At 63.7% G+C, this 18,457-nt stretch carries 15 protein-coding genes and 2 pseudogenes; 4 read left to right on the forward strand and 13 right to left on the reverse strand.

Features of this window, described 5'->3' with window-relative positions:
• Positions 1 to 128: 128 nt before the first annotated feature.
• Together ACSQ86_RS31205 and ACSQ86_RS31210 are read right to left on the reverse strand one after the other, a co-directional pair.
• On the reverse strand, positions 129 to 611 hold the full coding sequence (locus tag ACSQ86_RS31205) for a MarR family winged helix-turn-helix transcriptional regulator (RefSeq protein ID WP_436307284.1): 483 nt from the start codon (positions 609 to 611) through the stop codon (positions 129 to 131).
• A 100-nt stretch (positions 612 to 711) separates the two neighbouring features.
• Entirely contained in the window at positions 712 to 1,419 is a 708-nt protein-coding gene (locus ACSQ86_RS31210) for an alpha/beta hydrolase (protein ID WP_436307283.1), read from the reverse strand.
• 530 nt (positions 1,420 to 1,949) lie between these two features.
• Between ACSQ86_RS31210 and ACSQ86_RS31215 the strand changes: the two are divergent.
• The 3 genes and pseudogenes from ACSQ86_RS31215 (at position 1,950) to ACSQ86_RS31225 (ending at position 3,811) form a co-directional block, all read left to right on the forward strand.
• Positions 1,950 to 3,168 (forward strand): annotated as a pseudogene (locus ACSQ86_RS31215) (IS110 family transposase).
• A gap of 30 nt (positions 3,169 to 3,198) precedes the next feature.
• Positions 3,199 to 3,345, forward strand: coding sequence for a hypothetical protein (locus tag ACSQ86_RS31220; RefSeq protein ID WP_436307282.1), 147 nt, complete (start codon positions 3,199 to 3,201; stop codon positions 3,343 to 3,345).
• 247 nt (positions 3,346 to 3,592) lie between these two features.
• Positions 3,593 to 3,811, forward strand: a complete 219-nt coding sequence (locus ACSQ86_RS31225; RefSeq protein ID WP_436307281.1) for a hypothetical protein — start codon at positions 3,593 to 3,595, stop codon at positions 3,809 to 3,811.
• A 418-nt stretch (positions 3,812 to 4,229) separates the two neighbouring features.
• Here the strand turns inward: ACSQ86_RS31225 and ACSQ86_RS31230 are convergent, their stop codons facing one another.
• The 9 genes and pseudogenes from ACSQ86_RS31230 to ACSQ86_RS31270 form a co-directional block, all read right to left on the reverse strand.
• Positions 4,230 to 5,369: a fatty acid desaturase gene (locus ACSQ86_RS31230; protein ID WP_436310414.1), complete on the reverse strand. Its 1,140-nt coding sequence runs from the start codon at positions 5,367 to 5,369 to the stop codon at positions 4,230 to 4,232.
• Positions 5,370 to 5,943: 574 nt separating this feature from the next.
• Positions 5,944 to 6,307, reverse strand: a pseudogene (locus tag ACSQ86_RS31235) (IS256 family transposase); the annotation flags it as partial.
• A gap of 134 nt (positions 6,308 to 6,441) precedes the next feature.
• Positions 6,442 to 7,722, reverse strand: a complete 1,281-nt coding sequence (locus tag ACSQ86_RS31240) for a porin (RefSeq protein WP_436307279.1) — start codon at positions 7,720 to 7,722, stop codon at positions 6,442 to 6,444.
• Between the two features lie 41 nt (positions 7,723 to 7,763).
• A complete protein-coding gene (locus ACSQ86_RS31245; protein ID WP_436307278.1) occupies positions 7,764 to 8,729 on the reverse strand; it encodes a Bug family tripartite tricarboxylate transporter substrate binding protein in 966 nt (321 codons plus the stop codon).
• Positions 8,726 to 9,835 (reverse strand): CobW family GTP-binding protein, encoded by a 1,110-nt coding sequence (locus tag ACSQ86_RS31250; protein WP_436310415.1) that lies wholly within the window; start codon positions 9,833 to 9,835, stop codon positions 8,726 to 8,728. Before ACSQ86_RS31250 ends, ACSQ86_RS31245 begins: the two co-directional genes overlap by 4 nt.
• The gene (locus ACSQ86_RS31255) at positions 9,832 to 10,206 is read right to left on the reverse strand and encodes a hypothetical protein (protein ID WP_436307276.1); all 375 of its coding nucleotides are present in this window, start codon (positions 10,204 to 10,206) and stop codon (positions 9,832 to 9,834) included. The genes ACSQ86_RS31250 and ACSQ86_RS31255 overlap by 4 nt, the downstream gene beginning before the upstream one ends.
• Positions 10,207 to 10,214: 8 nt before the next feature.
• The gene (locus ACSQ86_RS31260) at positions 10,215 to 12,008 is read right to left on the reverse strand and encodes a hydantoinase B/oxoprolinase family protein (protein ID WP_436307275.1); all 1,794 of its coding nucleotides are present in this window, start codon (positions 12,006 to 12,008) and stop codon (positions 10,215 to 10,217) included.
• Positions 12,005 to 14,089, reverse strand: coding sequence for a hydantoinase/oxoprolinase family protein (locus ACSQ86_RS31265; RefSeq protein ID WP_436310416.1), 2,085 nt, complete (start codon positions 14,087 to 14,089; stop codon positions 12,005 to 12,007). Before ACSQ86_RS31265 ends, ACSQ86_RS31260 begins: the two co-directional genes overlap by 4 nt.
• 15 nt (positions 14,090 to 14,104) lie before the next feature.
• The gene (locus ACSQ86_RS31270) at positions 14,105 to 14,956 is read right to left on the reverse strand and encodes a fumarylacetoacetate hydrolase family protein (protein WP_436310417.1); all 852 of its coding nucleotides are present in this window, start codon (positions 14,954 to 14,956) and stop codon (positions 14,105 to 14,107) included.
• 153 nt (positions 14,957 to 15,109) lie between these two features.
• On the opposite strand from ACSQ86_RS31270, the gene ACSQ86_RS31275 reads away from it, so the two are divergent.
• Positions 15,110 to 16,057, forward strand: a complete 948-nt coding sequence (locus ACSQ86_RS31275; protein ID WP_436310418.1) for a LysR family transcriptional regulator — start codon at positions 15,110 to 15,112, stop codon at positions 16,055 to 16,057.
• A gap of 268 nt (positions 16,058 to 16,325) precedes the next feature.
• Here the strand turns inward: ACSQ86_RS31275 and ACSQ86_RS31280 are convergent, their stop codons facing one another.
• Together ACSQ86_RS31280 and ACSQ86_RS31285 are read right to left on the reverse strand one after the other, a co-directional pair.
• Positions 16,326 to 17,597 carry an acyl-CoA thioesterase/bile acid-CoA:amino acid N-acyltransferase family protein gene (locus tag ACSQ86_RS31280; RefSeq protein ID WP_436310419.1) on the reverse strand — a complete coding sequence of 424 codons (1,272 nt, stop codon included), beginning with the start codon at positions 17,595 to 17,597 and terminating at the stop codon, positions 16,326 to 16,328.
• On the reverse strand, positions 17,594 to 18,124 hold the full coding sequence (locus ACSQ86_RS31285) for an AAA family ATPase (protein ID WP_436310420.1): 531 nt from the start codon (positions 18,122 to 18,124) through the stop codon (positions 17,594 to 17,596). The genes ACSQ86_RS31280 and ACSQ86_RS31285 overlap by 4 nt, the downstream gene beginning before the upstream one ends.
• Between the last annotated feature and the right edge of the window lie 333 nt (positions 18,125 to 18,457).

Below are 18,457 nucleotides of genomic sequence, written 5' to 3' on the forward strand. Positions count from 1 at the left end.
GAGCAGGACCATCGGGGCAAGAGTTTGCTGCAGTTCGCCTCTTCATTCTGGGCCTCGCAAGTTGAGGATTGAGCGAACAGCGTCACGGTCTTGCGACCGAGGCTTTGCTCGGTCGGCCCGAGCAGCCGCTACCGCTTGGAGTCTTCTGCGCGAAGGGTTCTTGTCAGCACTGCCAGCCTTTCGCGCAAGTCTCCGCCCTCTGACTGGCTCAAGCTGCAAGCGTTCACGAACTGGCTGCTGGCCTGCTCTGCCTTCTCCTGCAACTGCCGCCCTGCAGCTGTCAGCTCGACGACAAGATTGCGTTCGTCCTGGGGATCACGCCGGCGTGTCAAGAATGATGCTTCCTCCAAGCGCTTGACCAGGGGTGTCACCGAGCCCGAATCGAGACCCAACCGCTCGGAGAGGCGCTTGATAGAGACGCCGTCCTGCTCCCAGAGGACGAGCATGACAAGATACTGGGGGTAGGTGATGCCGAGTTCGGCAAGCAGGGGTTTGTAGCTCTGCAGCATCGCCAGCGAACTCGCGTAGATGGCAAAGCACAGCTTCTGGTCCAAGGTCGGGAACTTGCCCTGGCTTGCATCCTGAGCCTTCTTCTTTGATCGTTCAGCCATGCCCGTCTCTACGTTCTGGACCTTGGAGGTTATCAAATGCCGCGTGCCGAGGCGCCCGTCCGCAACCGGCGGACGGGCACCCCTGGGTCAGCCGCAATACTCAGCTGGGCTGCTTCGCCGCGATCTCGCGGGCCGCCTTCTCGATGATCTCGGCGACCGCTTTGGGACGGGACACGTACACCGCATGGCTGCCCGGCACCTCGGTCACGCTGGATCCGGCGCGCTGCGACATCTGCCGTTGCGCGGGAGGGGGAATCATCTTGTCGTCCTTCGCCACCAAGTACCAGCTCGGCTTGGATTTCCACGACGCTTCCGTGATCGTGCCGGTCAGTGCTTGCACCCCCCAAGGCACTTGGGATGCAGCCATGAAGCGGGCTTGCTTCTCGCCAACGTCGGCCGCGAAGGACGCAGCGAACTTGGCCCGGTCGAGGAACAGGAAGCCGTCTTGCGGCGGCAGGATGGGCGGCACCGGTGCACCGGGCGGCGGATCCTTGATCAGCGAAGCAACCGATTCGCCCTTGTCCGGGGCAAACGCGGCGACGTAGACCAGGCCCTTGACCTTGGGGTCATTGCCAGCCTCGGTGATGACCACGCCGCCGTAGGAATGGCCGACCAGAAGGACCGGACCCTTCTGGGCAGCGATCGCGCGCTGGGTCACGGCGACGTCGTCGGCCAGCGAGGTGGTGGGATTTTGGACAACGGTGACGTTGTAGCCGTCCTTCTTCAGGACGTCGTAGACACCTTGCCAGCCGGAACCGTCGACGAAACCGCCGTGGACCAGAACGATGCTCAATGCGATGGCATTCATGATGAGTTCTCCTAGATGGATAAGTTGAAGTGGTTGTGTGGATCCGCCACGGGGATTAATGTAGCGCGCTAATGATTAGCGCGCAAATCAATAAATGTAACCCATCGTTTCGACCGAGCGCTTGTGCTGGCAACCCCTGAGCGTCAGTCGCACGATGAACTGCGGCAATTGCCCGATTGAGCGTTGCTGCGCTTACAACTCGCGCTCGCGGCGGAAGTTGTCATGTGCGCGGTCTAGACTTATGGAAGGCCAAGCGGGCTGCAGCGCAGGGTTCTTGTCCATGACCGAACATCTCAGTTTTCCATCACGCTATCGCGTGACCCGCGACGCATGAAACTTTGCTGTAATTGATTGGCGGCGTCCGGCAAAGAGGTCGGTTTGTACTTGGTGCCTCGAACCCGTATATGAGTTGGACCCGCGGCCCCACGAGCACCCCGTACTGTCGCCTCGGGCCTTGCGCCCCTGAGCACGCATTTCAGACTTCGATGACGTGGGCCGCACGCCGATGTCGCCGCGCATTGGAGGCGATCATGGAAGTCATCTATCCGCGCTGCGCGGGCCTGGACGTGCACAAGCAGACGGTGGTGGCGTGCGTGGGCATCGCCGGCGACGCACCGCCGTTGCAGGAAGTGCGCACCTTCGCCACGACCACCTCGGGCCTGTTGGCCCTGACCGACTGGCTCGATTCCTTGGGCGTCGAGCACGTGGGCATGGAGGCCACCGGCGTGTACTGGAAGCCGGTGTGGCACGTGCTCGAGGGCCACTTCGAGCTGGTGCTGGCCAACGCCGCGCACGTGAAGAACGTGCCCGGGCGCAAGACCGACGTCAACGACGCGATGTGGCTGGCGGACCTGCTGGCCCACGGCCTGATCCGCGCCAGCTTCGTGCCGCCGGTGGCCGTGCAGGAGTTGCGCACCCTCACGCGCACGCGCAAGCAGTTCGTGCGCGAGAGGAGCGCCCACGCGCAGCGCATCGAGAAGGTGCTCGAAGACGCCAATCTCAAGCTCAGCGTCGTGCTCAGCGACATCCTGGGCCGGGCGCGCGGTGCTGCAGGCCCTCATCGACGGCCAGACCGAGCCCGAACGCCTGGCCTCGTGCATTGCCACCCGCGTCAAGGCCAGCCGCGCCGAGCTGCTCGAAGCGCTGCGCGGGCGCGTCAGCGCGCACCACCGCTTCATGCTCAAGCTGCACCTGGGCCACATCGACGCGCTGGACCAGGCCATCGCCGACATCGAAAAGGAGGTGGGCCTGGGGCTCGAGCCGTTTCGACAGGCCGCCAGGCTCCTGAGCACCATGCCGGGCCTGAGCGCGGTCAGCGCCCATGTGATCGTGGCCGAGATCGGCATCGACATGTCGCGCTTCGCCACGCCCGGCCATCTCCTGTCCTGGGCCTGCCTGTGCCCGCGCAACGACGAGAGCGCCGGCAAGCGCCGCTCCACCCGATTGCGCCGCGGCGGCAAATGGCTCAAGACCACGCTGGTGCAGGCCGCATGGTCCGCCGTGAGGGTCAAGGGCGGCTACCTGCAAGCGCAGTTCCACCGCCTGCGCGCTCGCCGCGGCGCCAAGAAGGCCATCATCGCCGTGGCCGCCTCGATGCTCACCGCCGCTTGGCACATGCTGCGCGACGGCACCGAATGGCACGACCTGGGCGCCGCCCACTTCGACCGCGCCGACGCCCACAAAACCGCCAACCGTCTGATCCGAAGACTTCAACAGATCGGCTACGCCGTGCAGGTCACTCCGGCTTAAGCGAGACAGTTTCATTTCAGAACGATCGCCGTGACCGTGGAGGAATCGGAGTACGGCGTCTTCCACTGGCTCCTGATCGAGAGCATTGACGATCCCACTGGTTTCACGGTGCTCTTCGGCAGCGCGGAGGTATTCGACAGTTGGGAGGACGCGCTCGACGGTGGGGTTGCCCCCTGAAGAGCCTGGTCGCCGATCGCATGATCGGGCCGAGGCTGATCGGCGAAGACGAAGATCCAGAGCCGATCGGACGCAGAATGCGTCGGGCGCTGCGATTTGGTTAGCAACTGTTCTGTTCATGGCGCTGCGAGTGCGGCGGCGATCCGGCTACCCGCGCTCTTGGTGCTGCCCTTACAGCTGGTTGCCCGATGCCGCTTTGTCTACTTCCAAAACCTTGTAGGCTGGCGAAACTGAGGAGACCGCACTCATGAGCCGCTATTCGCAAAGCCTTGAAGTCCTTGCCACGAAGCTGCAGGCCAAGTACGGGCGGGACGACGATCTCTGCAAAGAAGTCGTCAGCCAGCTACAGGAGATGGAGGGCGCAGACCGGACAAAGCGGTCGAACCCGCCGATCCTCGCGAGGCCGATCGGACAGCAATTGTCCTGGCGCGTGCAAGAGCGAGCCACCCGCGGCGCGCCGCTCTAGTCCCTCAATACTGGCGTAACCCTGAAGCCTCATGCTTGGGCTGACAGTCAGTCGGCGCTGGTAGAGGATGCTTCGGCGCTCGGCCCGTCAAGGGCGGTTCCTCGATGCAGGCGGCTGTCTCAGTTTTCGGGGCGCGATGCCGCTTTTGCCGGGGGCCGCGCGAGGGGATCACGAGCCGCCGCCGGTTAGCTCGCAACCGCCGGTTGGGGCCCGTTGCGGTCCGTCGACGTCGGGCGCCGAACGACAGGTATGCAGCGAAGCTGACCTTCGACCGCGGCCGGTGAAGTGGAACTGGCGGCCACAAGCGGTACTTCGTTTGTGACGCCATAAGCGAACATTGAGCCAAGAGGAGCGACAACCGAAACGGCGACCACAGCACGCTGCACGAGCTGCCGGCCGCGGCTTGGTCCGGCGCCGCTCATCGTCCAGCGCTCGCGTCGCGCGGCAGGCTCGACAACGCCGCCAAGTTTTCGTCGATCGCACGGATCAGTCCCCACGTCTCGCCATAGTTGATTGGATAGCCTGGGCAACCGGCGTCGAGGTCGTCCTGCCTCGCGTGCGCGTATTCGGTCCAGCGCGGCGAAGAGGGGCGGCGGTGATGGAAGTCGTGGCACGGCGTGTCCGCGACCAGCACAACGACGCGCACCAGCAGCTGGACGGTAAGCATGTCGGCCCACCAGCTGGCCCACGCCACGAGACCACGTAGCGTGGCGGCGTCGTGCGCCGGCGGTGCGGAGCCAGGAAACACGCCAAGCGTGACGCGACACTGAAACACCTTGTCCCTATCGCCGCTGTGCGACGGATCGGGAAAGCGGTGCTCGATGAGGATGCGGCCGACCGTGACCAACTGCAGCAGCAACGTGAGCGGCAGCACCCAGAGCACGAAGAACGGTATCAGCCACCCGGCCGCCGCGCAGCCGGCCGCACCAAGCGCCCAACTGGTGATGCCGACCGTGTCATGCAGGCGGTCACCCGACATCCAAGACATCCGCGCCCGATGTACCAGAAAGCGGGTGTGGAAGCGTGGCGACGCCAGGCTCGTCAGCACGCAGCGCCAAAGCTGCCGCTTGGGCATCCCCGGCTCGAGCCGGCACAAGCCGAGCACGAAGTCGGTGAACTCGTCGCCCTCGGTGAGGAGCGTGCGGACGCTGTGGTGACTCATGTGCTCTTGCTGGTAGCGATCGAAGTGCTTGAAAAGCAGAAGCGCGGAGACCAGCCGGCCGACATCCCGGTTGCGCCGGCGGACGGCGAAGAGCTGAGCGTGCGCGCATCGGTGGAACACGGCGATCTGGAACAGGCTGACGCCAGCAGTCGTCAATACCAGCGAAAGCGCGATCAGTGCGGCCGATATCAGGCCATGCGTCGCGAAGCCGACGGTGCCGACCAGCTGCCCGAGCACAGTCCATGCGAGCGCCTCGAGCAGGAAGGTCCACGGGGCGCGTACGCGGGCGCACTCGCTGGGCGCGGGGCGGCCGGTCAGCCAAGTGAGGAGCGGCTGCATGGCGCGCGGCAGTCGAAGCGCCATGAGGGCGCGCGGGTCGGTGCGATGGTCGGACATGGTGCGGGTCATGGAAGGGTGGAAGGTTCGACGGAGTGACGTGGACGCATCGGGACGTGCCTGGTCCGAAGACTTCCCTTCGACATGAGGCTTGACACGGTGCGCCAGTTAGGTTGCACGGCAGGCCGTTTTGGTTCAACCTGCGGCCCTGGGCATGCGTCGCCGTCGCCGGAGGCCAGTGGCAGCCTTCGCCGTTTCCGGGATCAGTCGCACGAGGAAACTTGCCCCCTCCTGCAGGAAGGGATCGAAGACCGACGCCCAAGGCACGAGGTTGGGCGCAGGCAGACTTTCTGCGGGCCGCTCATGGGCCCCGCCCGCGAGAGTCGCTGCATGTGACCAGGTTTCGTGGAAGCGGCAACGGGTGTCGCCTTTACGCGTGCCTGAAGGCGAGAGGAGCGGAGTGTGATGCGCTGCCATCGGGACTGGCCGCCTCTCCTTTCAATCCCGTGAGCGGCAGAATGCGGAGCCATGTGATCAGGCGGAGGGCAACGCCTCGGCAGCGCCGCAGTCCTTGCGCCGATGGCTGTCTCGCCGAGTAGCAGTACGCTCCCCAACGCCTGCCCTCTTCGGCCAGTGCAGCAAGCAGCTTGCGGTCCTTCCAACTCGCGTAGTCCAGGCTGTTGCGGATCAGGTGCACGATGCACGTCTGCAGCGTGGTGGCCGGGAACACCGCGCCGAGCGCCTCGCCGATGCCCTTGAGGCCATCGGTGACGGCGATCAGGATGTCGCTCACGCCGCGTGTCCTCAGGTCGTTGAACACCTTCAGCCAGAACTTGGCGCCCTCCGTGTTCTCGATCCACAGCCCCAGGATGTCGCGCGTGCCGTCGGGCAGCACACCCCGGGGCAACGTAGATGGCCTTGGTGCGCACCACCGCATCCTCGCGGATCTTCACCCGAAGCGCGTCGAAGAAGATCACCGGGTACATCGGCCGCAGCGGCCACTGCCGCCTTCGTCGTCTTCCTGCTTGGCATACATGCTCCTGGTCGTCATGCTATGCCTCGCACACAAAATTCCGGACAGGCTCAAGCTACTAGGAGATGAAGCAGTCCTCCATCAGATCAGTTCGCCACGTCAAAACGCGTGACGGATACCAAAGTCATATCCAGTGGAACTGCGCGGCGCCAATCCTGACGCTCCTGCGCCTGTAGACAGATACGTCACACCGCCCGTCACCGCCCCCATGATCGCCGGATTGTTCTGGCCGTCCTTGATCCGAATCCGGGCAACCGTCGCGTAGAGCGCCGTGCGCTTGGAAAGGTTGTAGTCGAACCCGACGGCAAGCTTGTTGACCGATGCGTCGCGCCGCGGTGTCAGCGGGGTCGCCAGTGGGCCCAGGTCGTTGTCGAACTTGACGCGGGAGTACGCTGCCTTGATAAGCCCCGGACCGACGGGTACGGTGATGCCCAGAAGGCCGCCCTTGTACTTGTCTGAATCACGCAGCGTGACGGAACCAAGCACCGGCGCCGGCGCCGTTGACAACGCCCGATCCGTGACTTGCGAGACTTCACCGAAAACCTTCACGACTCCAAAATCGTAGGAGGCGCCAAGATTGATGGTCTTGATCTTCTCATCCAAGTTGACGCCAGTGGGAAATCCAGCGGCATTCAGGCCCGTGGCGTCCGCTGCTGTGCTCTCTCCGTAAGCCAAGGCAACATCGAGCGGCCCGGCCGCGTAGCCCAACCGGCCACCGAAATAGCGTCCCCTGTGGCTAGGGCTTCCCGGCACATTGCTCTGCGAAACGCTCTCGTGCAGGGCGTACTGCAGTTGACCATACAGCCCGCCCAGGTTGGGCGGAAGAAAGTAGCCGATGCTGTTGCTGGTGCGAAGATAGTTGTCGGAAGCGGCTACGGGGGAACCAGGGCCTCTCACCACCTGCAAGTTCGTCCCGACGCTCGACACGACATTGGCGCCGACGCCGATCGTGCTGAACGGGCTGAACACTGAGTCGTTCCAGAAGGTCGGCGTGAAGTCGCGGCCCAACCGAACCTCACCGAAGGGTCCGGACAAGCTGACGGTCGACCGTCGATTGAAACTTGCAACCCCGGTAGCTCCGCTGTCCGGCGTAGTGCCGGCTTCCAGCCAGAAGCCAGCGGCCAGTCCACCGCCAAGATCCTCTGTGCCGCGAAAGCCCAGACGGCTGTTCGATGTCCCGCTGTTGGACAAGGCCGTCTGGCTTCGGGTGACGCTCGGCAGTGGGATGACGGGCGAGGCAGTGTTGTTGTAGAACTCGCTCTTGGCGCTGTAGTAGCTAACGCCGACATCCACGACTCCGAAGAGCGTGACGGACGACTGGGCTGTGGCCGCGGTGACGCAAGACAGCATGCTTGCCGCCGCGATGATGTTTCTGTTCATGGTTCTGATCTCGATAAATGAAGCGTTGCGTACGTCTGTCTTCACTCTGGCTTGAAGCCTGCACTCTTGAGGAGTTCAGCGCTTTGGGACACGAAACCAGCGACATAGCGTTTGAACTGGTCGACGTCCTGAGTCACAGGCTCGACGCCAAGGCTTGCCAGCGCGCCCGACTTGCCCAACTCAGTCATGGCGGCGTTGATGGCACTGTTGAGCAACTGGACCCGATCGGCGGGGGTTCCCTTGGGCGCCCACACGCCGTACCACGACCCGTATGTGAAGCCCGGCAGCCCGCTCTCCTGCACTGTCGGAACGTCGGGCGCTAGAGGGCTGCGCTTGGTTGAAGTGATTGCGATGGGTCGGACGCGACCTGCCTTGGCCAGCGGCAGCACAGAGATCATCGAGTCCATCAAGAGCTGCACGTGTCCGCCCCCTACGTCCACCAACGCTGGTTGTGTGCCCTTGTAAGGAACATAGGTGAACTTGACGTTTCCCTGTTTGGCCAGAAGCAGCGTGGCCAGGTGACTTGGTGCACCCGCAGCCGGAATGGCTGCCGTCCACTTGTCCGGCTCCTTCCTCGCCGCAGCCAGCACGTCGGTGAGCTTCCGAGGCTCGAGCTGGGGCGCGATGACGAGCATCAGGGGCGCCTCGGCAACGCGTGCAATCGGGGAGAAGTCCGTTTGCGGGTCGTAAGGCGGCGTGGCGACGACCTCCTTGGCCAGCACGTGCGTGGCTGCGGAGAACAGCAGCGTATAGCCGTCAGCGTTTGCGGTCTGGACAGCCTTCCCGCCCAGCGCGCCGTTCGCGCCGGCACGGTTTTCCACAATCACCGACACCCCGAGCTGCGTGTGTAGCTGGTTGGCCAGCAGGCGCGCGATGTTGTCTACACCGCCTCCGGCAGCGAAAGGAACGACGATGCGGATCAAGCGGTCAGGGAATTTCGCAGTCTGCGCCCATGCGGGTGCGACCGCGAGCATCGCGCACGCGACCAATGCTTTCATTGATTTCATGGAGTCTCCGTTGATTCAGATGAGGTGTCCGGTGAAGAGGCCGCGGGCGGTCTCGGGCGTCGTCGTCGCTCGAAAACGCGCAGCGACTCGTCCATCGACTCTGCGTCGACGCCTCGGGTGATGAACACAATCCGGGTGCGTCTGTCCGCACTTGGCCAGGCCGGCAATGACTCGGGTGGCTGGTACAGGTGCTGTACGCCGTGGAACACAAGCGGCTGCTCCGGCTGCTCCTGCAGGTTGACGATTCCTTTCACGCGCAGCAGGTCTTCGCCCCGCATCGCGATCACCATGTCGAGCCAGGCAAAGAAGCCGTCTCGCGGCAACGGATCGTCGCGAACGATCACGAACGAAGTAATTCCGCCCGAGTGGGCCGATGGATCGCCCGCATCGCCAGGGGTTGGCACCGGCCTGTAGAAGGATCCACTTTCCGCTGAGAAGGACCGTGCGTCGCTAGCGGGTGTCTGCATCGTCTGCCGCAGCACTGCCACGTACTCTCCGCGCTCCTGATGCACTGCGCCTGTGGGATTCAAGCTCCTCACGAGGTCCAACAGCTGCTGCGAGATCGGTTCGCCCAGCAGGTCGGCTTTCGTGAGAAAAAGGTGATCGGCCATGGCGACCTGCTTGGCGGCCTCGGAATATCGATCGAGCGTGCCAGGCGCCAGAACAGCGTCGACGGTGCAGCACACGCCGGCCAATGTGAAGCGATCCTTGACGGCGGGCTCTCCCATCACGGTTCGGAGGATGGGCGCAGGGTCGGCGAGACCGCTTGTCTCGATCAATACATGGCGCAGTGCTGAGCCATCTGATGCGCCGCGTTCGCCGAGACGCACCAGCGCCCCGATGAGATCGCCGCGCACCGCACAACACATGCAGCCGTTGGCCAACAATATGGTGTCTTCCGTCGTGTTGGCGATAAGGTCGTGGTCGATTCCAACTTCACCAAACTCGTTGACGATGACTGCGGTTCCGTGCAGATCAGGTTCGCGCAGCAGCTCGTTGAGAAGCGTCGTCTTTCCGCTGCCAAGGAATCCGGTCAGCACCGTCACAGGCACGCGCGCATGCCCGGGCTGGTCAACTCCCAGCAACGAGGAGAAGTGGCCGGTCATGACTCACCCTGCTGTCGCCGGCCGTGAAGCTCAGCGAAAGAGTTCAAGGTTCGCTCCAGCCTTGCCAGCAACCATTCGCTCGCTTGGCCCGGAAGTTCGTCGCGTTCAAGATCTTCCAGGAGCGTCTGAAGCGGGAGACCGGTGGCTTGAGACGTCGGACGGGCCCGGAAGAATTCCTCCACTTCGGAAACACCCGAGCGAAGGCCTTGATCCTCGAGGTAGTCCACGATGTCCAGTTCAAAGTCGACCAGCTGGAGGCTCACGCCGCCGGCGCCGCAGCCGCAGCTGGACCCGAGTGCGACGTGACGCATCGCAAGCTCGCTCCACAGGCGTGAGAGCCTGGAGGCGCGCTGCGACACGTCATCGGCCATGACGAGGCTCACTGCCCGTCCCAGGCGACGTCGAGCGAGGTGCCGTTGCGCGGGGCCTTCGGCGCCTTCCGGAGCGTGCGCGTGGCTTCTTGGTCGACCTGGCCCTTGGAGTCCAGCGCAACGCGATAGACCTGACGTGCCACCTCGCTGCTCACGTAGCCCTCGCGCACATCCTCTGCGACCAGTTCCAGTTCGCGTTCCAGCGGATCGCCGAAACCGCCACCGCCGCCCGACAGCATCTTGTAGGCGTCGCCGCGTTCCAGCCGCACGTTGAAGATCTTTGCGTTCAGATGGTCGGTCTTCCACTCACCCTTGTGACGCACGGCCAGGCCGTTACCCATGGCGTCTCCACCGCCTTCCAGTCCCCAAGGCTTGCAGTGGACGCGATCGATGCGGGTGGTGACGGTGAAAGGCGACAGCGCCTGCACCACCATCTCCGCGCCCAGCCCGCCGCGGTACTGACCGGCGCCGGCACTGTCCTGCCGGATCTGGTACTTCTCGACCAGCACCGGATACTTGGCCTCGAGTTGCTCGGTGGGGCTGTTGTGGGTGTCGCCGTCGTTGATGCAGACCGTGACCGAAACGCCGTCTTCCCTCGACTTGGCGCCCCAACCTCCTCCCAGCGGCCCGATGCCGACGATAAAGAGACGCCCGTCCTCTGGAGATATGCCGTGGATGTTGGGGAACACCAGATCGGCGTGGTGGCCTGCGATCGAGCGATCCGGGATGGCAGGCGCCAGCGCCTTGAAGATGGTGTCGATCACCGTCATCGGGAAGGTCATCCACACCCGCATCGGGTACGGCCGCTCGGCACTGATCACCGTGCCCATGGGCATGATCACCTTCAGCGAGCGGAAGCTTCCGTCGTTGACCGGGTAGTCGGTCGGCGTGGTCAAACACTTGTAAGCCACCTGCGCGCAGGCGATGCCGGTCGTGAAGCCCGAGTTGTAGAAGCCGCGAACCTGCTTGCTGACGTCCGACAAATCCACCGTCATCTCGTCGCCTGAGACGGTCACCTTGACGCGGATGGGGATGCGCTTGCCGATCTCAAGACCGTCGTCGTCCATGAAGGATTCGGCCTCGTACACGCCATCGGGAATCGACAGGGTGTTCTTGCGCGCAACAGCTTCCGAGGAATCCATGATCTGGCGGATCGAGCCGTTCACCGCACCCGCGCCATAGCGCTGCAGAAGCTCCACGTAGCGGCGCTCGCCGGTGGTGATGGCCGTGATCTGCGCGCGCAGGTCGCCCAGCGCACGCTCGGCCAGCCGCACGTTCATCGCGATGATGTCGATCAGGTCCTGGTTGACCACGCCTTCGCGCTGGTACTTCATGATGGGGATCTGGATCCCCTCGCTGAAGATGTCGGTGGTGACGTTGCCGAGCGTGCCGCCCACGTCGAGCCAGTGCGCCATGCAGCAGGTGAAGCCTTCCAGCTTGCCCTCGTGGAACACCGGCATCGTGAACGTGAAGTGGTTCAGATGGCTGCCGGTGGTATAGGCGTCGTTGGTGACCAGGATGTCGCCCGGCAGGATGTTCTCGTAGCCGAAGTGCCTGATCTTCGCCTTCACTGTCTCGGACATGCCCCGGATGAACATCGGCAGGCCGAGGCCGATCGAGACCGTGTCGCCCTCCTTGGTGAAGAGCCCGACGGTGAAGTCCAGTGCCTCGTAGATGATCAGGTTGTAGGCGGTGCGCGTGAGGTTGGTCTTCATCTCCTCCGTCACGGCGTACAGGCCGTTGCGGATGATCTCGACGGTGACCGGGTCAACCGCGGCCACTTGGGTTTGGGGGGTGCTCATGACCGGTCGCTCCCGATGGAAATTTGAAGGTTGCCGAGTTCGTCCACGCGCATCTCATCGCCTGGTTGCATCACGGTGGTGGAGGCGTGCTCCTCGATCAGCGCCGGGCCGCTGACAACGTTGCCCGAGCGAAGCCGGTCGCGCTTGTAGACGGGCGTGTCGGCCCAGCCGCCGGAGCGGAAGTACACCGGCTTGACCGCGCGCACTGCCGCCTTCTCGGGCTTGGATGAACCCTCGTCCACGCGGTGCTTGGGCGGCTTCTTCATGATGCCGAGCACGGTGACGCGCAGGCTCACCAGGTCAGCCGGTTCTTTCGGTGCCGAAGTGCCGTAGCGCACCTTATGCAGTTCGTCGAATTGCTGCTTGATCGCCGAACGGTCCTTGCCCTCGAAGAACGCTATCGGAAGGTCGACCGTCACCGCGTGCTCTTGGCCCACGTAGCGCATGTCAGCCGCACGCTCGATCACAACGCCGTCCGCCTTCACGCCGGACTGCGCCAGCGCAGCGCGGCCCTCGTCTTCCATCGTCTTGTAGGCCGATTCAATTTCCTCGAAGGAGACGTCGTTGAGCTTGCGGAACACCGAGCGCACGTAGTCATAGCGCAAGTCGGAGAACAGCATCCCGTAGGCCGAGAAGTAGCCCGGCGCGTACGGAATCAGCACTTTGCGGATGCCGATCTCGCGTGCGATCGCCGAGGCATGCAGGGGGCCGGCGCCGCCGTACACCACCATGGTGAAGCTGCCGGCGTCCAGGCCGCGCTCGGTGGTCACGGCCTTCACTGCGTGCGACATCTGCGTCACCGCGATGCGCAGGATGCCGTCGGCTGCTTCGGTCGGGTCCAGGCCCAGCGGGCCGGCCACGCGCTCGGTCATCTGGCGCTTGCAGCCCTCCAGGTCGAGCTTGAGTTCGCCGCCGAGGAAGTTGTCGGCGTCGAGCCGGCCCAGCACCAGGTTGGCGTCGGTCACGGTCGGCTCCTTGCCGCCGCGTCCATAGGCCACTGGGCCCGGGATGGAGCCGGCACTCTGCGGTCCCACACGCAGTGCGTTGCCGGTTTCAACGCGGGCGATCGAGCCACCGCCGGTGCCGACCTCGTGGATGTCCATCATCGGAATCTGGATCGGCAGCGCGCGCTCGTAGCCGCCGATGAGCGCCGAGCCCGTCGTGAGCGGCCGGCCCTCGCTGATCACGCCCGCCTTGGCCGTCGTGCCGCCCATGTCGAAGGCGATCGCATCGCCCATGCCGAGTTGCGCACAGATGGCCTGCGCACCGATCACGCCGGCAGCGGGGCCAGACTCCAGCATGCGAACGCAGCCGACGCGCGCATGCTCGATCGGAAACAGGCCACCGGTCGACTGCACGACGTAGAAGTCGCCGCCGAAGCCCTTGTCGGCAAGGTGAGTCTCGAGTTGACCGAGGTATTCGGAGACACGGGGCCCGACGTAGGCGTTGGCCACGACGGTGGAGACGCGCTCGAACTCGCGGTATTCCTGCGAAAGCTCGTGCGAAGCGGAAACGAAAGCGCCCGGCAGCTCTTCCTGCAGGATCCGCTTGACGCGCTGCTCGTGCGCCGGATTGCGATACGAGTGCAGCAGCAACACCGCCACCGCCTCGATGTTCTGCCCCTTCAGCTCGCGGGCCAGCTCGCGCACCGCGCCCTCGTCCAGCGGCTTGTGCAAGCTGCCGTCGGCCCGCAGGCGCTCGGCCACTTCGAAGCGCAGCGATCGCTTGACCAGCGGCTGGTGCTTGTTGAAGAACAGGTTGTAGGCATCCGGGCGGTTGACGCGGCCGATCTCGTAGATGTCGCGAAAGCCTTCCGTGATCAGCAGCGCCGTGTTGGCGCCGTTGCGCTCCAGCAGCGTGTTGATGGCGATGGTGGAGCCGTGCAGGAACAGCTGGCCGTTGCGCACATCGATGTCGGCGCTGTCCAGCGTGGCCTGGATGCCATTGACGAGTTGGCCGTGTGTCGAAAGCGCCTTGCCGAACAACAGCTTGCCGGTGGCCTCGTCGAAGGCGGCCATGTCGGTGAAGGTGCCGCCGATGTCGACCGCAATGCGCAGATGGGGGGTGGATTGGGTTGCCATGGTGTGTCGCGGCGCTCAGGCTGCCGTTCCGATGCGGTTGCGCAGGATGCCGAGGCCGGTGATCTCCACCTCGACCACATCGCCTTCCTTCATGTAGAGCGGTGGCTCGCGGCGGTCGCCGACGCCGCCGGGTGTTCCGGTGGCGATGACGTCCCCGGGCGACAGCGGCGTGAAGCGCGAGATGTACTCGACCAGGACGGGGATGTTGAAGATCAGGTCGTCGATGCTCGCGTGCTGCATCACGTTGCCATTGACGCGCGTCTCCAGCGTCAGCTTGGTGACGTCCGGCACCTCGTCGCGGGTCACCAGGTACGGGCCGAACGGGGCGGTGCCCGGGAAGTTCTTGCCCGGCGTGAACTGGTGCGTGTGGCGCTGCCAGTCGCGTACGCTGATGTCGTTCAGGCAGGCATAGCCCGCGATGTGCTCGAAGGCCTGCGCCTTCGGGATGTGGCGGCCGCCCTTGCCGATCACGAAGGCCAGTTCGCCTTCCCAGTCGAAGCGCTCGGAAAAGGCAGGGCGCAGCACCGTGTCTTCATGCGCCGCCAGCGTGTCGTTGAAGCGGATGAACAGCGACGGGTATTCGCTGTCGCCGCGCTTGGTCTCGGCCACGTGGGTCTTGTAGTTCAGGCCCACGCAGATCAGCTTGGGTGGGTTGGGAATCACCGGCAGTGCGCGCACCGCGCTCGCCTGCACGGCGGTACCGCTTGCCGCGGCCGCCTGCTCGAGTTCGTGCAAGGCATCGGCACGCAGCACCGACATCAGGTCGGGATGGCGGCCGAGGAAGTCGGCTGGTGGCAGTTGGTAGCGATCTTCTTGAACCACGCCGTAGGTGGCCTGCCCGGCGTGTATGAAGCTGGCGAGTTTCAAATGAGTCTCCTTGGATTCATCACTGCGTTGGTTGCTCGAAATGATCAGTTCGCAGCGGGTACAGCGAATGTAAAAATCCAGAAGCTCTCCGCATAGATAGAATTCCGAGCAATCAGAATTGCCAAATTTGGCATGGCTTGCGCGGGAGATCCTATGAATGTCGCGACCGTCAGGCTCTTTTTGGAGGTGCTGGAGGCTGGCAGCCTGAGCAAGGTCGCGGCCCGCCGCCAGACGGTGCAGTCGCACATCAGCCGCCAGATCAGCGACTTCGAAGCGGGTTTCGGCGGCCCGCTTTTTCGGCGAACGGGCAGGGGAGTTGAGCCGACCGAGTTGGGCGAGCGCGCGGCGGTGCGGCTACGTTCCTGGCTGCTGGAGACAGACCGTTTGGCACAGGAACTTCGCGAGGAATCGGGCAAGCTGCTTGGCGAGGTTCGCCTGGGTGTCATCCCATCTGCAGCGCATCCGCTGATGACTCGACTTTTCGGACGCCTGCAGGTCGAGCACCCAGGCATCCGCCTCAATATCGCCGAGGCGCAGGGCACCGAACTCAACACCATGCTCGACAGCGGCGCCGTCGACATGGCGATCCTCTTTCGATTCAATCGCCCGAGCGGTCACGAAGAAAAGCTGCTGAGCGTTGCGCATACCTATTTGATCGCTGCGCCGGGCGACGAGCTCACGAAAGAACCCACGGTCAACTTCTCGCGCCTGTCTGGTCTGCGCCTCGTGCTACCTCGACGCCCCAGCCACTGGCGCAACGCGCTTGACGAAGCAGCTCGGAGCTTGGGGTTCACTCTGATGCCTGTCGCCGAAGTTGATTCGTTGACGATGCAGAAGGAACTCGTGGCGCACACGGCAGGGCTCTATTCGATGATGGGCCCGTACTCGATTGCCGAGGAACTCCAACGGGGCCGTCTTCAAGCTAGCAAACTGGTCAAGCCCGATCTCTTTCGCCACGTGACTCTGGCGTTCCCCAAACAGGGAAAGCTTTCGCCTGCGTCCAGGATGGTCGCCGAGATCATTCAACAGTTGGTCAACGCATGGGGAGGCCAACTCACTGAGCCCACAGGCGATGACGAATCGGGGCACGCCCGTGCCTGACTAGCGGGCGCCGCCCAACAGGTTCAGGCCTGGCGCACGACACGCTTATGCAGCGCGCAACAAGGAGTACGACGACGCAGGACGTCGCGCTAGGCGGAGAGGCGCAATGGCAGGGATAGCCGCGAGGGAGGCGAGCCGTGGCCCGCAGTCAGGCAACAGTCGATGAACAACTCGTCCCGCGCAGTTGAGCAGCGCAGGGCGTGCTAATAGAGGTGAGTCGATGTCCGCTGTTGGCCGACTGTAGCCCTCCGGTCGGCTTGAAGAAATCCTAGTCGTCAACGAGCGCGGCGCGCAAAAACGCGAGCATTCTTGGCCAGGAATCCTGTCGCGCACGTGCTGTCCCTTCCGGCGTCCCACCCATGTCCATTTCATCTCCCGATACTGCATGCTTTGCCTTGAGCATCGTTGTCGGGCCATTGGGCCAAGCAATGCTGTGTCCCGCGCCCGCGTAGGCTAGATGCTCCACACGGTGGCGGAAGCCGTGCTGCTTGAAGCGCTCTACAGCGAACTCCGTAAGTTCGGTCGATGGCCAAAGTCTGTCGTCGATGCCGGTAATCATGAGGACCGGCCCATTGATTTTCTCTACTTGGATGGAAACCTTGCTTGCGTACGCGGCATCTTTCAACGGAAGAAAATACCAGTCGAAGCTGCCCTCTCGTGCGCTTCCAGCGGCCAGCTCCTTGTTCCACTCCTCATGGGTAAGCGTCTTGGCGTAAGGAATTTCTCGCCCGCCCAGTGTCCAGGCACCGTGCCCACTCTCAGGGAACGTCGGCCACAGGATGCCGCTCGGTACATAGGCGACCACTGCACGAATCTCAGGGTAGGTCGCACCGAGCAGCAACGCCAACTCTCCGCCTCGCGAAACTCCCACAACGCCTATCTTGTTCGCCGCGACGGTCGTCTGCTCTGATAGCCATTCCAGCGCCGTGCCGAAGTACTCGAGCGGAATGCGGTCGAGTGTTGGCGGCAAGCCTTCCACGGCGAAATACGCCAGCGCGAGAGCCGCATACCCGTGAGACGCCAGCAGGGCTGCCATTTCCTGGGACCAAACCAATCCGCCGCTGGAACCTCCAACCACGAGCACTGCTCGATGCGGTCCGGGTTGGTCGGGCTCAAACATCTTGCCGAAAAACCCTCCGTCTCGGACCTCACGCGACACAACTCCGGGACCGGCGAAGACGCGCTTGATGCGCTGAGAGATGGGTGGTGCGCCATCGTCCCCCTCGGCCGCGAGGGTTGCGGTGAACGGGTCTTTGGTCATTCCCTTGAAGCCCTCGGCAACATCTCCGTGAGCTGGCGCACGAGACCAGAAAAGGCCCATCGCATCAATGCCTTGGTACGAGCCCGAAACGGGAGCCTGGCCGCTAAGGTCCACAACACCGTTTGAATCGGCCGCGAAGGTTGCGCTCGACAAGAGAACGACATTGTTGAAGCTACTCCACAGCTTCAGGGTGATTCGCGCGCCAGGCTGAAGCTCGAGAACGCGAATTGCAAGGGTTTCATCGACGAGACAGGTTTGGGGCAGCGTGTCGAACTTCATGGGCCGCTCTCATAGCGCACGACGTTGTAGCCTTCCTCCGCCGTTGGCGCGACGAAATGACTGGTGATTTGGTCGAATTCCGCATCCGTCGTTTCGAACGGATGTTCTCCCGAGAGGTTGCGAGCACGCAGGCGCGCCTTGCAAACTTCGTCGGGAACATCCAGGTAATGCATGCGATGGGCTGCCCCGGCCTTCTCGAAAACGGCGCGGCCCCATCCTCTTGTCGTGACGGTGTTCGAGGGGAAATCGAGCACGACCGACGTGCCGGCCGCGAGCAGTGCCTCCATGTGGCCGGCCATCGCTTCACGCAATCTGCCGGCACAGCGAACGTAATCCGCGAGGGCGTGAATCTCGTTCGGGTAAAGACGTGCGAGCCAGTCGTCCTCGCTGATGAGAACCGTCTTCGGCTGCGCTGCAAGGCGCTTGGTGAGCGTCGACTTTCCGGAACCAATTTTCCCGCAGACCATGTGCAGGACCCCTGGCAGGGAAAGGGTGGCGGCAGTCTGCGCAGATTCGATTTCGAGCATTCCAATCTCCAGTAGCACTGAGGAGCCCCAGGAGACAGAAAAAAACCGCCTCGTGGGGCGGGTTGCTTTGGCTACTCAGGCCGCGCGCTAACCCACCATCCTTCGGATGGTGCGAATAATCGACGCGACGTGCGAGCAAGCCATGGGGAGCAAGGATAGCGAGTTCCAGAGGTCTAAGCAAACCGTTCACGGCGGATGCCCATGCACCGAAGGTCCCGCCAGAGGTTCGGTTTGTACTTCCGCTTTTAGGCGGTTGCTGGCGAAGGCATCACTCGCTGGCAAGCAAGGCCGCCATCACCGCTGCGCCGAGTTCTGCGTCGGACGCCTTGTCGT

Origin of the sequence: Variovorax sp. LjRoot130, from assembly GCF_964253755.1 — a bacterium.
In the GTDB taxonomy this organism is placed as follows: domain Bacteria; phylum Pseudomonadota; class Gammaproteobacteria; order Burkholderiales; family Burkholderiaceae_C; genus Variovorax.

Coding starts and splice junctions, on each gene's coding strand:
- ACSQ86_RS31205 (WP_436307284.1), bottom strand. CDS start 611: ATGGCTGAACGATCAAAGAAGAAGGCTCAGGATGCAAGCCAGGGCAAG.
- ACSQ86_RS31210 (WP_436307283.1), bottom strand. CDS start 1,419: ATGAATGCCATCGCATTGAGCATCGTTCTGGTCCACGGCGGTTTCGTC.
- ACSQ86_RS31225 (WP_436307281.1), top strand. CDS start 3,593: ATGAGCCGCTATTCGCAAAGCCTTGAAGTCCTTGCCACGAAGCTGCAG.
- ACSQ86_RS31230 (WP_436310414.1), bottom strand. CDS start 5,369: ATGTCCGACCATCGCACCGACCCGCGCGCCCTCATGGCGCTTCGACTG.
- ACSQ86_RS31240 (WP_436307279.1), bottom strand. CDS start 7,722: ATGAACAGAAACATCATCGCGGCGGCAAGCATGCTGTCTTGCGTCACC.
- ACSQ86_RS31245 (WP_436307278.1), bottom strand. CDS start 8,729: ATGAAATCAATGAAAGCATTGGTCGCGTGCGCGATGCTCGCGGTCGCA.
- ACSQ86_RS31250 (WP_436310415.1), bottom strand. CDS start 9,835: ATGACCGGCCACTTCTCCTCGTTGCTGGGAGTTGACCAGCCCGGGCAT.
- ACSQ86_RS31255 (WP_436307276.1), bottom strand. CDS start 10,206: ATGGCCGATGACGTGTCGCAGCGCGCCTCCAGGCTCTCACGCCTGTGG.
- ACSQ86_RS31260 (WP_436307275.1), bottom strand. CDS start 12,008: ATGAGCACCCCCCAAACCCAAGTGGCCGCGGTTGACCCGGTCACCGTC.
- ACSQ86_RS31265 (WP_436310416.1), bottom strand. CDS start 14,089: ATGGCAACCCAATCCACCCCCCATCTGCGCATTGCGGTCGACATCGGC.
- ACSQ86_RS31275 (WP_436310418.1), top strand. CDS start 15,110: ATGAATGTCGCGACCGTCAGGCTCTTTTTGGAGGTGCTGGAGGCTGGC.
- ACSQ86_RS31280 (WP_436310419.1), bottom strand. CDS start 17,597: ATGAAGTTCGACACGCTGCCCCAAACCTGTCTCGTCGATGAAACCCTT.
- ACSQ86_RS31285 (WP_436310420.1), bottom strand. CDS start 18,124: ATGCTCGAAATCGAATCTGCGCAGACTGCCGCCACCCTTTCCCTGCCA.